Genomic DNA, 13,976 nt, shown 5'->3' on the forward strand with positions numbered 1-13,976 from the left:
GCCGTCAGCGTCCGGCGGGGTTCTTCTCCAGCGCCTCGGATCGGGCGATGGGCATCTTGTCGATCGAGTTGATGATCTCGCGCCCGTCCCAGGGCAGGGGCTTGCGGATCGAGGGCTTCCAGTCCTTGTCCATCAGCACCAGCGAAAAGCCCCGCGGCCGCAGCTTGCGGCGCAGATCCGAGGGATTGGCCGGATCGGTGTCGATGATCAGGATGACATCGCGCGCCTGAAAATCGGCGCCGTAGCGGGCCAGCATCTCCATCTGGCGAACGAAGGTCGGGTCGGCCGGACTGTCGGCGAAGATGATGACCGGGCGGCGGACATACAAGAGATCGGCCTCCACCACCTGATCGGCGGGGACGGGGGCAATTTCCGGGGCCGCAGCCTCGGCGTGAACGGAAAGCGGCGCAAGGGCCGCAAGAAACAGGACGGAACGGCGGTTAAGGCGCATCATGCCCTTGGATATAGGGCAGCTCGCCGAAAACCCCAAGCGCCGAGGCGGAGCCCGGGTGCAGAGCAGGAGCGGAGAGACCAATGGCGGATGTGAAGGTTTGGGAGGCGCTGGCCTCGAAGGAACTCAAGGGTGCCGATCCGGCCACCTTGAACTGGCAGACGCTGGAGGGCATCACCGTCAAGCCGCTTTATACCGCGGCCGATGTGCAGGGTCTGCCGCAGATGGGCGAACTGCCGGGCATCGCGCCCTTCACCCGTGGCGTGCGCGCCACCATGTATGCCGGCCGGCCCTGGACCATTCGTCAATACGCCGGCTTCTCGACCGCCGAGGAATCAAACGCCTTCTACCGCAAGGCGCTGGCCGCCGGGCAGCAGGGCGTGTCGGTCGCCTTCGACCTGGCCACCCACCGCGGCTATGACAGCGACCACCCCCGCGTGGTGGGCGATGTGGGCAAGGCCGGCGTCGCCATCGACAGTGTCGAGGACATGAAGATCCTGTTCGACGGCATCCCGCTGGAAAAGGTCAGCGTCTCGATGACGATGAATGGCGCGGTGATCCCGATCCTCGCCAATTTCATCGTGACCGGCGAAGAGCAGGGCGTGGACCGCAGCCTGCTGTCCGGCACCATCCAGAACGACATTCTCAAGGAGTTCATGGTCCGCAACACCTATGTCTATCCGCCCGAACCTTCGATGCGGATCATCGCGGACATCATCGAATACACCAGCGCCGAGATGCCGAAGTTCAACTCGATCTCGATCTCGGGCTATCACATGCAGGAAGCCGGGGCGAACCTGGTGCAGGAACTGGCCTATACCCTGGCCGACGGGCGCGAATATGTGCGCGCGGCCATTGCGCGCGGCATGAATGTCGATGATTTCGCCGGGCGCCTGTCGTTCTTCTTCGCCATCGGCATGAACTTCTTCATGGAGGCGGCCAAGCTGCGGGCGGCGCGTCTGCTGTGGCACCGCATCATGTCGGAGTTCGAACCGAAGAAGACCGGCAGCCTGATGCTGCGCACCCATTGCCAGACCAGCGGCGTGTCGCTGCAAGAGGCGGACCCCTACAACAACGTCATCCGCACCGCCTATGAGGCGATGGCGGCGGCGCTGGGGGGCACGCAAAGCCTGCACACCAACGCGCTGGACGAGGCGATTGCCCTGCCGACCGAATTCAGCGCCCGGATCGCGCGGAACACCCAGCTTATCCTGCAGGAAGAAACCGGGATCACCCATGTCGTCGATCCTCTGGCGGGCAGCTACTATGTGGAAAGCCTGACCCATCAGCTTGCCGAAGAGGCGTGGAAGCTGATCGAAGAGGTCGAGGCCATGGGCGGCATGACCAAGGCCGTGGCCAGCGGGATGCCCAAGCTGCGGATCGAGGAAACCGCCGCCCGCCGGCAGGCGCTGATCGACCGCGGCGAAGAGGTGATCGTTGGCGTCAACAAGTACCGCAAGGCCAAGGAAGACCCGATCGACATTCTCGACATCGACAATGTGATGGTCCGCGACGCGCAGATCGCCCGGCTGAAGGCGACCCGCGCCGCACGGGACGACGCGGCCTGCACGGCGGCACTGGCGGAACTGACCCGCCGCGCGGCCGAGGGCGGCAATCTGCTGGAGGCGGCGGTTCAGGCCGCCCGGGCACGGGCAACGGTCGGGGAGATCAGCGACGCGATGGAAAAGGTGTTCGGGCGGCATCGGGCCGAGGTGAAGACGCTGGCCGGGGTCTATGGCGCCGCCTATGAGGGCGACCAGGGTTTCGCCCGGATTCAGCAGGATGTGGAAGCCTTCGCCGAGGAAGAGGGCCGGCGGCCGCGGATGCTGGTGGTCAAGATGGGCCAGGACGGCCACGACCGCGGCGCCAAGGTGATCGCCACCGCCTTTGCCGACATCGGCTTTGACGTGGACGTGGGCACCCTGTTCCAGACCCCGGAAGAGGCCGCGCAGGACGCGGTGGACAACGACGTTCATGTCGTCGGCATCTCGTCGCTGGCCGCGGGGCACAAGACGCTGGCGCCCAAGCTGATCGAGGCGCTGAAGGCCAAGGGGGCAGGGGACATTCTGGTGATCTGCGGCGGGGTGATCCCGCAGCAGGACTATGATTTCCTCAAGAAGGCCGGGGTGAAGGCGATCTTCGGCCCGGGCACCAACATCCCGGCCGCCGCCAAGGACATCCTCGACCTGATCCGCGCCGCCCGGAGCTGATCCCTTCGCGCGGCCGAAGATCCTGACCGGCAACCGGCACCGGATCACCCTGGGGGTCCGGTGCCGGGCCGGGCCTGCCCACGGGGCATGGCCCAGCCGATAGCGATCAGCGAAAGCGGGCGATTGTCGCGCGGGAACGGCGGAAAAACAAATGGCGCCCGTCTGCGGGCGCCATTTTTCGTTTCCAGCCCCTTGGGGCGGTTTACTGGTCCAGGAAGCTGCGCAGTTTGCGGCTCCGGCTCGGGTGCTTCAGCTTGCGCAGCGCCTTGGCCTCGATCTGGCGGATACGTTCGCGGGTCACGCTGAACTGCTGGCCCACCTCTTCCAGCGTGTGGTCGGTGTTCATGCCGATGCCGAAGCGCATCCGCAGAACCCGCTCCTCGCGCGGGGTCAGGCTGGCCAGAACGCGGGTCGTGGTTTCCTTCAGGTTTTCCTGAATGGCGGAATCCAGCGGCAGGATCGCGTTCTTGTCCTCGATGAAGTCGCCAAGCTGGCTGTCTTCCTCGTCCCCGATGGGCGTTTCAAGGCTGATCGGTTCCTTGGCGATCTTCATCACCTTGCGAACCTTCTCCAGCGGCATCTGCAGCTTTTCGGCCAGCTCTTCCGGCGTCGGTTCACGGCCGATTTCGTGCAGCATCTGCCGGCCGGTGCGGACCAGCTTGTTGATCGTCTCGATCATGTGGACCGGGATACGGATCGTGCGGGCCTGGTCCGCGATGGACCGGGTGATCGCCTGGCGGATCCACCAGGTCGCATAGGTGCTGAACTTGTAGCCCCGGCGGTATTCGAACTTGTCCACCGCCTTCATCAGGCCGATGTTGCCTTCCTGGATCAGGTCAAGGAATTGCAGCCCGCGGTTGGTGTATTTCTTGGCGATGCTGATCACCAGACGCAGGTTCGCCTCGACCATTTCCTTCTTGGCCTGACGGGCTTCCTTCTCGCCCTTCTGGACCTGGTTCACGATCCGGCGGAATTCGCTGATGTCCACGCCGACATACTGGCCCACCTGCGCCATCTCGGCGCGCAGGTCTTCCACCTTGTCGCGGCTTTTCTCCATCAGCGTCTGCCAGCCCCGGCCCGCCTTGGCGGCCATGCGGTCGCACCAGCTCGGGTCCAGCTCATAGCCCTGATATTCGGCAATGAACTCCTGCCGGTTGATCCGGGCCGCATCGGCCAGCTTCACCATGTTCGAGTTGATCGACATGATGCGCTTGTTGATGCCGTAAAGCTGGTCGATCAGCGCCTCGATCCGGCTGTTGTTCAGATGCAGCTCGTTCACGAAGACAACCAGTTCGGACCGCAGCTTCTGGTAGGCGGCTTCCTCGGCGGTCGAGAACCGCGAGGTTTGCGACAGTGCGGCGTTCATCCGGCTGTCCTGCATTTCCGACAGCTTGGCGTAATCGCGGGCGATCAGGTCGAGTGTTTCCAGAACCTTGGGCTTCAGTGCGGCTTCCATCGCCGCCAGCGACAGGCTTGACCCCTCGTCGTCATCGTCTTCCGGGTCTTCGCGCATGATCGGGTTGCCGTCGGCATCCAGCTCCGGCTCGGTGCTGGCCGCACGGCGGGGCGCGGCGACGCCGGCGGCGGCATCGCCAACCTCGATCTCGTCCAGCGGCGCGCCTTCCAGATCGTCATCGCCGTCAAGGCTGCGCCCGAAGGTCGCCTCAAGGTCGATCACGTCGCGCAGAAGGATGTCTTCGTTCAGCAGCTCGTCCCGCCAGATGGTGATGGCGTGGAAGGTCAGCGGGCTTTCGCAAAGCCCCGCGATCATGGTGTTGCGGCCGGCCTCGATCCGCTTGGCGATGGCGATTTCGCCTTCGCGGCTCAGCAGTTCGACCGAGCCCATCTCGCGCAGATACATGCGCACCGGGTCATCGGTGCGGTCCAGCGTTTCCGACGCGGCCCCGGCCAGCGCCACTTCGCGCGAGGTCGAGGTTTCGACCAGATCGCCACCCGCCGCCGGTTCGACCGGATCGTCGGATTCCTCTTCCTCGATGACGTTGATGCCCATCTCGGACAGCATCGACATCAGGTCTTCGATCTGCTCGGACGAAACCGTGTCAGGCGGCATCACCTGATTCAACTGGTCGTAGGTGATGTAGCCTCGTTCACGCGCATCCGCGATCATCTTCTTGACGGCAGCCTGGCTCATGTCGAGCGAGGCATCGGCGTCGTCGGTTTCGGGCTTCGCGTCGTCGGTGTCCTTGAGGGCCATGCGTGCTCCTTGAAGGCGGCGAATCGGGTAAGGGCCTTTTCGAATCAATACCGCGAATCACGGCAGGGTGAAGGCCGATTCGGTTTAACTGCGGCTGCGACCGCCGCGGGTGAAGTCGATTTGGTCATGCAGGCGGCGTGCCCGGTCCAATTCCTCTCGGTCCAGTTCCACGCCATTCGGCGCAATCACGGCCTCTCCCTTCTGTTCTTTCGGGGCGCCACGGGCGGCGCTTTGCCGGGCGGCGGTGGCCCGCGACAGGCGGAAGGTGGTGCCTTCGTCGGCCAGGCCGTCCATATCTTCCTCGGCCTCGATCAGCTCGGCGCGATGGGCGCGGTTGGCTTCCAGCGCGGCCAGGTCCACCTCGACACAGGCGGCGGCAAATTCCTCATCGGCACGCGGCAGCATGGGCGGGGCAATGCGCACATGGGGATGCGCCAGCAGCCGGTCAAGGGCTTGCGGGCTGTCGGTCTCGATCCGGGCGCGACATTCGCTGTCCTGCGCATGGGTCAGCAGCAGGTTGCGCAACCGGGTGTGGTCCTCGGAACTGAGGTCCAGCCGTTCCAGCGAGGTCTCGAACCGCGGCACCAGCGCGGGGAAGCGGATCAGCGCGGCCAGGATCACCGCCTCGCGCAGGGTGTCTTCCGGCATGTGCCCGGCCGCCAGCAGCGAGGCGCGGGTGGTGGCCAGCGGCGGGGCGGGTGGCGGCACGAAGCGGCCCTTGCGGAAGCCCGGTCCGCCGGATTGGCCGCCGAACGGGGCGCGCGGCTGTGTGGCGGGGCGGCGGTTGGTGCCGAACAGATCCCAGCGAAGCTGCTTGATCTCTTCGCCGTAATGGGCGCGGATCGACGGGTCGGCGATGCGCTTCAGCGCGGCGCGCAGGGTCTTGTCCAGCGCGGCCTTGCGTTCTGGGCTGTCGAAGACGCGGCCTTCTGTCTCGCGCTGCCACAACAGGCGGACCATCGGCTGCGCCTCGTCCAGCACCTTCTGCATGGCCGGTGCGCCCTCGGCCTTGATCAGGTCGTCGGGGTCCATGCCGCCGGGCAGCAGGGCAAAGCGCAGGCCCTTGCCCGCCTCCAGCAGCGGCAGCGCCAGATCCACCACCCGCAGGCCGGCGCGCAGACCGGCAGCGTCGCCGTCCAGCGCGATGACAGGTTCGTCAGAGACGCGCCACATCAGGCGCAACTGGTCTTCGGTGACGGCGGTGCCAAGCGGCGCCACGGCGGCGGTGAACCCGGCCTCGACCAGCGCGATCACGTCCATATAGCCTTCGGCCACCACCAGCGGCTTGCCCTTGCCGGCCGCTTCGCGCGCCGGGCCGATGTTGAACAGGTTGCGGCCCTTGTCGAACAGCTCGGTCTCGGGGCCGTTCAGGTATTTCGCCCGTGCGTTCGGATCAAGCGACCGCCCGCCCAGGCTGATGGCACGGCCGCGCGCATCGCGGATGGGAAAGATGATCCGGCCGCGGAAGCGGTCATAAAGCGCACCGTCATCGGCCCGCGCCACCAGCCCGCTGTCCACCATCAGGTCGGGCGCAATGCCCTTGGCGGCCAGCATGTCCTTCAGCGCGTGGCGGCTGTCGGGGGCCCAGCCGATTTCCCAGCGGTCCTGCGCGGCGTCCGACAGGCGGCGGCGGGTCAGATAGGCCCGCGCCTCGGCCGCGGCGGCGGTTTTCAGTTGCAGGCGGAACCATTTGACCGCCTCTTCCATCACCCGCGCCAGATCGCTGCGCCGGTCGGCCTTCTCGGCCGCGCGCGGATCGCGCTCGGGCATCGGCATCCCGGCTTCGGCGGCCAGAACGGCAACCGCTTCGATGAAAGGCAGGTTTTCGGTTTCCTTCACGAAGGTCAGCGCATCGCCCTTCGCGTGGCAGCCGAAGCAATAGTAAAACCCCTTGCGGTCATCGACGTGGAAACTGGCCGACTTTTCCTGATGGAACGGGCAGGGCGCCCACCAGTCGCCCTTTGCCATGTTCGACTTGCGCATGTCCCAGGTGACCTTCCGCCCGACAACGGCGGAAAGCGAGACGCGGGTGCGCAGTTCATCCAGGAATCCGGGTGGCAGGAACATGACACAGATATGGGGCCTTGGGGGGCCAGAGTCGAGCCGACGGTCGAGCCGGCGGTCAGGCCGGGGGCGCTTCGCCCCCCGGACCCCCCGAGGATATTTGAGGACAGAAAATGGCCTGGCCCAGATCATTTTCTGTCCAGAAATATCCACGGGGGTGCGGGGGTGTGAAACCCCCGCGTGCAACGTCAGAAGCCGATCCGGTCGCGCGCCGAATACCAGCTCATCGCCAGCACCAGAAGCGGCCAGCGCAGCGCCGCGCCGCCGGGGAAGCGGGGTTGCGGCAGGCTGGCCATCAGGTCGAACCCGGCCGACTGGCTGGACACCGCCTCGGCCAGCAGCTTGCCCGCCAGCGTGGCCAGCGCCACGCCATGCCCCGAATAGCCCGAGGCCGACAGCACGTTCGGCCGCACACGGGTGAAGCAGGGCATCCGGTTCAGGGTAATGGCCAGCGTGCCGCCCCAGGCGTGGTCGATCTTCACGCCCTTGAGCTGCGGATAGACCTCAAGCATCGGCCTGGTCACTGTCTTCACCAGATCGGGGAAACGGTAGCCATAGCTTTCGCCGCCGCCGAACAGCAGGCGGTTGTCTTCCGACAGGCGCCAGTAGTTCACCACGAATTTGGTGTCGCAGGCGGCGACGGGTTCCGACAGGATGTCTTTCGCCCGCGCGCCCAGGGGTTCGGTCGCCACCATGAAGTTGTTGATCGGCATGACGCGGGCGGCAACCCTGGGTTCCAGCCCGCCCAGATAGCCGTTGGCGGCCAGGATCACATGGTCGCAGGTGACGCGGCCGCTGGCGGTGGTCACCACGGGCTTCGCGCCATGGTCGATCTTCACCACTTCGCTGCGCTCATGCAGCCGCGCGCCGGCCTTGGCCGCCGCCGCCGCCAGCCCCAGCGCAAAGTTCAGCGGATGCAGATGGCCCGCGCCTCGGTCCACCTCGCCGCCCTTGTAGACGGGCGAGCCGACGATGGCGTGGATGCCCTCGCGGTCCAGCGGTTCCAACTGGTCATAGCCATAGTCGCGGTGCAGCTTTTCCCCGTAAAGGTGCAGCTCGCGCACCTCGGTATCGGTCCAGCAGGCGTGAACGATGCCGGGGTAAAAGGTCACCGGCATGGCGTGGCGGGCGATCAGGTCGCGGACGATCTGCTTGGCGTCCTCGGCCAGGTGCCAGAAGCGGCGGGCGTTTTCGCGCCCCGCCACCTTTTCCAGCCAGACCTGATCCTGCCGCTGGCCGCTGCCCACCTGGCCGCCATTGCGCCCCGAGGCACCGAAGCCCACGCGATGCGCCTCCAGCAGCACGACCGACAGGCCGCGTTCGGCCAGATGCAGCGCGGCGGACAGGCCGGTATAGCCGCCGCCGACAATGCAGACATCGGCCGTGGTGTCGCCCGCCAGCGCCGGGAAGGGCGCCAGCGGCGTTGCGGTCGCGGCATAGTAGCTGGCCGGGTATTCGCCCGGCCGGTCATTGGCGTGCAGAAGATTTGCCGCCATCACACGTTCAGGAGCAGATGCTCGCGCTCCCACGGGCTGATGACTTGCAGGAACTCCTTGTATTCGTTCCGCTTCACGCTGTCATAAACCTTGATGAAGTCAGGCCCCATCACCTCTTTCAGCGCTTCGTCCTCATCCAGAAGGTCCAGCGCGTCGCCCAGGTTCACCGGGATGTCCTCATTGTCGATATAGGCCGATCCGGTGAATTCGGGGCGCGCGGGCTTCTTTTCCATCAGGCCCAGATAGCCGCAGGCCAGCGTGGCCGCGATGCCCAGATAGGGGTTGCAGTCCATGCCCGGCAGCCGGTTTTCGATCCGCCGCGCCGAGGCGCTGGAGATCGGCACCCGCAGGCCCGTGGTGCGGTTGTCACGGCCCCATTCCAGATTGATCGGCGCGGCGAAATCGGGAACGTAGCGGCGGTAGCTGTTCACATAGGGGGCCATCAGCGCGATGGCGGCCGACATGTGATGCTGCATCCCGGCGATGAAATGGTTGAAGGCTTCCGTCTCCACCCCCTTGGGGCCGGCAAAGATGTTCTTGCCGGTCTTGGTATCCACCACCGACGTGTGGATGTGCATGGCCGAACCCGGCTCGCCCGCAATCGGCTTGGCCATGAAGGTGGCGAAACAGTCATGCCGCAGGGCGGCTTCGCGGATCATGCGCTTGAAGAAGAACACGTCGTCCGCCAGGCGCACCGGGTCGCCATGGGCAAGGTTCAGCTCGATCTGGCCCGCGCCGCCTTCCTGAAGGATGCCGTCGATTTCCAGCCCCTGCGCTTCGGCGAAATCATAGATGTCGTCGATCACCTTGCCGTATTCATCGACAGCCGACAGCGAATAGGCCTGCTTGCCCGCCGCGCGGCGGCCCGATCGGCCCATCGGGGGAATGACCGGCTGGTTCGGGTCAATGTTGCGGGCGGTCAGGAAGAATTCCATCTCGGGCGCGACCACCGGCTTCCAGCCTTGCGCGGCGTAAAGGCTGACGATCCGGCGCAGCACGTTGCGCGGGCTGTAGGCCACCAGATTTCCCTGCTGGTCCTTGGCGTCATGGATCACCTGCAGCGTCACATCCGCCGTCCAGGGCGCGGCGGTGGCGGTGGACCAGTCGGGTTCCAGGATCATGTCGGGTTCGGTGAAGGCGTCGAAGGGGCTGTCGGCCCATTCGCCGGTGATCGTTTGCAGGAAGATCGAGTTCGGCAGGAAGTAGTTGGTCTGCTTGGCGAATTTCGCGGCGGGCATCGCCTTGCCGCGCGCCACGCCGGCGATGTCGCCGATGACGCACTCCACTTCATCCACCCGGCGGTTGCCGATGTAGTCGCGCGCTGCCTCGGGCAGTTGGTCGGTCCATTTGGACATGGGTCACACTGTGATTGGGGGGTGGCCCCCGCGCCCGGTGATCAGGCGCGGAGCTTCTCGGCCCCAGAGGAACGGGTATTCTGGTGGTTCAGGAAAAAGGCGGCGATGCGGCCGGCCATGGTCTGATCGTCCAGCGGATCGGCAAGCCGCGCCCGCGCCTGCGCCATCAGCTCATCCGGCACCAGACCGGGGCCGCGCGTGCGCATCAGGCCATCCACGAATTCCGGCCGGAATTCGGGGTGGGCCTGCACCGTGAACATGCGGTCGTCGTACAGAAGGGCCGCGTTGGTGCAGAATTCGTTGGTGGCCACCACCTCGGCCACGGCAGGCTTTTCGGTGACCTGATCGCGGTGCCAGGCGTTCAGGGTGATCTTTTCGCCGTTGAAATCATAGTCGGTCGGGCCGACCGACCAGCCACCGGCGTAGCGTTCCACCTTGCCGCCCATGGCCTGGGCGATGATCTGGTGGCCAAAGCAGATGCCCACCACCGGAACCTGCGCGGCATAGGCCTGGCGGATGAACGCTTCCAGCGGCTTGATGAAGGGGTGGTCCTCATAGGCGCCATGGCGCGAGCCGGTGATCAGCCAGCCCTCGCAGTCATGCACGTCCTTGGGAAATTCCATCGCCTCGACATGGAAGCGGCGGAAGGTCAGGCCGCGGTCTGCCAGCAGCCGTTCGAAGAAATCGGGATAATCCCCCATATCGGCCCGAAGGGCGTCGGGGGAAGCTCCGGTCTGGAGGATGCCGATCTGCATGGCGGTGTCCTTGGCGGTTTCCAACAGGGTTGTCGCGGCAGGCGCGTGTGGTCAAGTGGCTTGCACCGGCAGCCCGGACGGACGTGGCGTTTCCTGCCGGGGCAGGGGCGCCGTGCCGTCCGGGCCGGGGATCAGACGGTGTCGAGGTAAAGCTCGATCCGTTCCTCGGGCGACAGTTCGTTGATGTAATGCAGTTCCTGCCGCTTGGTCTGCACGAAGTTGTGGATCAGCTCCTTGGGCAGGAAGCGATAGACGGTGTCCGAATGTTCGAAGGCGTCAATCGCGGCATCCCAGGTTGCCGGAATCTGCGGCAGGTCCATGGCATAGGCGTTGCCGGCCACGGCGGGCGGCGGCTCCTTGCCGTCTTCCAGGCCCGAAAGGGCGGCGCCCAGAATGGCGGTCAGCATCAGATAGGGGTTCACGTCGCCCCCCGCCACGCGATGTTCGATCCGGCGCGCGGCCGGGTTGCCGGCGGGGATGCGGATCGCGGCGGTGCGGTTCTCATAGCCCCAGCTTATGGCGGTCGGCGCGTGCTTGTCGGGCACCAGCCGGTCATAGCTGTTCATATGCGGCGCGAAGAGCAGCGTCGAATCGTGCATCGCCTCAAGACAGCCGGCGACCGCGTGGCGCAGTTGCGCCGTGCCCTTGGGGCCGCCGCTGTCAAAGATGTTCTCGCCCTTCTCGTCCACCACCGAGAAATGCGTGTGCAGCCCCGACCCGGAATATTCGGCATAGGGCTTGGCCATGAAGCTGGCGGCAAAGCCGTGCCGGCGGGCCAGACCCTTGACCAGCATCTTGAACAGCCAGGCATCGTCGGCGGCCCGCAGCGGATCGTCACAATGCATCAGGTTCACCTCGAACTGGCCAAGGCCGGTTTCCGAGGTGGTGGTGTCGGCGGGAATGTCCATCGCCTCGCAGGCGTCGTACAGGTCGGTAAAGAAGGTGTCGAAGGCGTCCAGCGCCCGGATCGACAGCGTTTCAGCCGCCTTGCGCCGCTTGCCGGACCGCGGGCTGGCGGGCACCTGCATCGTCTTGCCGGAATCGTCGATCAGGAAGAACTCCAGCTCCATCGCCACCACCGGCGTCAGGCCGCGCGCCTTGTAGCGCTGCACCACCGCGTTCAGCGCGTGGCGCGGGTCGCCGTCATAGGGTTGCCCGTTTTCGCGGAACATCCAGATCGGCAGCAGGGCGCTGGGCGCCTCAAGCCAGGGCATCGGCATGAAGCCGCGTTCGGTGGGTTTCAGCACACCGTCCTGATCGCCCTGGTCGAAAACCAGCGGGCTGTCGTCGATGTCTTCGCCCCAGATGTCGAGGTTGAGGATCGAGAAGGGGAAACGGGTTCCGTCCTTGACGACCTTGTCGGCAAATCGTGCCGGGATGCGTTTGCCGCGGGCCTGACCGTTCAGGTCGGCAGCAGCCACGCGGATGGTCCGCACATGCGGGTTCTTTCTCAGCCAGTCCTTCATCATGTTCAACACAAGAGAGCACGGCCCCCCGCGCTCGGGGTCTGCCGGTGCAAAACACGCAACTGACCCACCTGATGCGCAAGGATCTGGACCATGCCCTTGGTCCTTCCCTTGTTCGATCGCCTTTCCCGCCGGCGCCTTCTTTTCGGCTTTGGCCGGGGGTCCGGGCGGGTGCCCGGAAAATTTGATCAAATAAAGGCTACTACCGGATCAGGGAAGGACGCAAGCGGATTCTGGCTTTCATGTTGGAGGGAAGATGCCGGTTCAGATAGCGGTTGACCCGGCCGAACCCCCAGATCAGCGCCAGGGTGATCAGGATGAAGTAGAACCCGACGATGGGGTAGGGGATGAACGGGTTGAACGTCTTGTCGGCGAAGTAGTTGGCGTAATACAGCGCATCGCCGCGCTGCTGGAACGCCGGAAAGCCGCTGAAGAACACCAGCGTCGTGGCATGGAACAGGAAGATCGCCTCGTTCGTATAGGCGGGCCAGCCCAGCCGCAGCATGGTGGGCCATTCGATCCGGCTGAACTTCTTCCACCCGCTGATGCCATAGGCCTCGGCGGCTTCAAGGTCGCCCTTCGGAATGGATTGCAGCGCGCCATGGAAGATTTCGGCCGAATAGGCGGCGGTGTTCAGGAACAGCACGAACAGCGCCCCCGCCCAAGCCTTGGTCGTCCAGGCGGTCTGGATGGTGATGCCGAAGATGTCGATCCCGGCCTTGGGCAGCAGAACCAGCGTTTCATAAGCCAGGAAGAACTGGATGAAGAGCGGCGAGCCGCGGAAGACGAAGATGAACCATTCGGCGGGCTTGCGGACCCACCGGCTGCGGCTGGCCTTGGCCAGCGCCAGCGCATTGGCCAGGAAAAAGCCGAAGGCCAGCGCCAGGGTGCCGAAGTAGATATTCCAGATCAGCCCCGATCCGATCAGGGTGAAATGCTGGCACAGGTCATAGCCTTCGCGCGGCAACAGCCGTTCGCCATAGCCCAGCGAACGCAGGGAATAGGCCTGGAAGGTTTCCCAGCAGGTCATGTGGCAGCCCCTCCCTTGCGCATATCCTCGCCGGCGCGGGTGGCCTGGCCGCGTGACAGGCGCCGGGTCAGCCGCGCCAGCAGGATTTCGGACACCCGGGTCGAGACCAGGTAAAACACCAGAAGGGCAAGGAAGTAGAACAGCCGCCAGTCGCCATGCGGATAGGGGTTGTTGCCGCTGGTCTTGGCGCTGCCCAGTTCCCGCGCCCAGTAGACCGCATCCTTGATGCCCAGCAGGAACAGAAGTGGCGTCGCCTTGATCAGGATCAGCCACAGGTTCGACAGGCCGGGCAGCGCATAGATCCACATCTGCGGCACCAGCACACGGCGGAACACCTGGCGGTGCGACATGCCATAGGCCTCGGCGGTTTCAAGCTGTGCCCGCGGCACGGCGGTCATCGCGCCATACAGCACATTGGCGGCAAAGGCGCCGAAGACGATGGCGAAGGTGGTGACGGCCAGCGTGAAGGAATAGGCGCTGACCATGAAGGGAGAAGCGTCATTCGCCGGCACCTTGGCGGCCGGACAGACGCGGAATTCGCCGTTGTTCCAGACGGGTTGCGACAGGTCTTCACAGACGAACAGATGCCGGAACCATTCGATCCCCTGGTCGAGGGCGATCACGAAGAACAGGAAGAACACGATGTCGGGTATGCCCCGCACGGCGGCAATATAGGCGCGGCCCAGCCAGGAAACCGGCAGCACATGCGACCGCGCGGCCGAGGCGCCGGCAAAGCCGAAGGCCAGCGCCAGCGGTGCGGTCACCGCAAGCAGCGTCAGGACGGTCAGGAAGGACCAGTAAAAGCTGAAATGCGTTGCCGTCGTCAGATAGCAACTCAGCCATTGCAGGCCTTCAAGCGATCGGGGGTCTGAGCAATACTCGAACATCTTGGGAATAAGGGGGTGGAGGCGGCCCGAAGGCCGCCCCCGTGCTC

At 65.3% G+C, this 13,976-nt stretch carries 10 protein-coding genes; 1 reads left to right on the forward strand and 9 read right to left on the reverse strand.

Annotation, left to right across the window (positions count from 1 at the left end; genetic code table 11):
* Positions 1–4: 4 nt before the first annotated feature.
* Positions 5–454 carry a DUF4174 domain-containing protein gene (locus C5F44_RS09750; protein WP_228156815.1) on the reverse strand — a complete coding sequence of 150 codons (450 nt, stop codon included), beginning with the start codon at positions 452–454 and terminating at the stop codon, positions 5–7.
* A gap of 80 nt (positions 455–534) precedes the next feature.
* On the opposite strand from C5F44_RS09750, the gene scpA reads away from it, so the two are divergent.
* Positions 535–2,661 (forward strand): methylmalonyl-CoA mutase, encoded by a 2,127-nt coding sequence (scpA, locus tag C5F44_RS09755; RefSeq protein ID WP_107673347.1) that lies wholly within the window; start codon positions 535–537, stop codon positions 2,659–2,661.
* A gap of 202 nt (positions 2,662–2,863) precedes the next feature.
* Here scpA and rpoD read toward each other — a convergent pair whose 3' ends face one another.
* The 8 genes from rpoD to C5F44_RS09795 all read right to left on the reverse strand — a co-directional run bounded on the left by rpoD (position 2,864) and on the right by C5F44_RS09795 (position 13,929).
* Positions 2,864–4,876, reverse strand: coding sequence for an RNA polymerase sigma factor RpoD (gene rpoD, locus C5F44_RS09760; protein ID WP_107673348.1), 2,013 nt, complete (start codon positions 4,874–4,876; stop codon positions 2,864–2,866).
* Between the two features lie 84 nt (positions 4,877–4,960).
* A complete protein-coding gene (gene dnaG / locus C5F44_RS09765; RefSeq protein ID WP_107673349.1) occupies positions 4,961–6,943 on the reverse strand; it encodes a DNA primase in 1,983 nt (660 codons plus the stop codon).
* Positions 6,944–7,128: 185 nt separating this feature from the next.
* Entirely contained in the window at positions 7,129–8,436 is a 1,308-nt protein-coding gene (locus C5F44_RS09770) for an NAD(P)/FAD-dependent oxidoreductase (protein WP_107673350.1), read from the reverse strand.
* Entirely contained in the window at positions 8,436–9,791 is a 1,356-nt protein-coding gene (locus C5F44_RS09775; protein ID WP_107673351.1) for a glutamine synthetase family protein, read from the reverse strand. The genes C5F44_RS09770 and C5F44_RS09775 overlap by 1 nt, the downstream gene beginning before the upstream one ends.
* Before the next feature lie 41 nt (positions 9,792–9,832).
* Positions 9,833–10,546 carry a type 1 glutamine amidotransferase gene (locus C5F44_RS09780; RefSeq protein ID WP_107673466.1) on the reverse strand — a complete coding sequence of 238 codons (714 nt, stop codon included), beginning with the start codon at positions 10,544–10,546 and terminating at the stop codon, positions 9,833–9,835.
* Between the two features lie 131 nt (positions 10,547–10,677).
* The gene (locus tag C5F44_RS09785) at positions 10,678–12,012 is read right to left on the reverse strand and encodes a glutamine synthetase family protein (RefSeq protein WP_107673467.1); all 1,335 of its coding nucleotides are present in this window, start codon (positions 12,010–12,012) and stop codon (positions 10,678–10,680) included.
* A 202-nt stretch (positions 12,013–12,214) separates the two neighbouring features.
* Positions 12,215–13,042, reverse strand: a complete 828-nt coding sequence (locus C5F44_RS09790) for an ABC transporter permease (RefSeq protein ID WP_107673352.1) — start codon at positions 13,040–13,042, stop codon at positions 12,215–12,217.
* A complete protein-coding gene (locus tag C5F44_RS09795; protein ID WP_107673353.1) occupies positions 13,039–13,929 on the reverse strand; it encodes an ABC transporter permease in 891 nt (296 codons plus the stop codon). Before C5F44_RS09795 ends, C5F44_RS09790 begins: the two co-directional genes overlap by 4 nt.
* Between the last annotated feature and the right edge of the window lie 47 nt (positions 13,930–13,976).

The organism is Fuscovulum blasticum DSM 2131, assembly GCF_003034965.1.
GTDB lineage: Bacteria > Pseudomonadota > Alphaproteobacteria > Rhodobacterales > Rhodobacteraceae > Pseudogemmobacter > Pseudogemmobacter blasticus.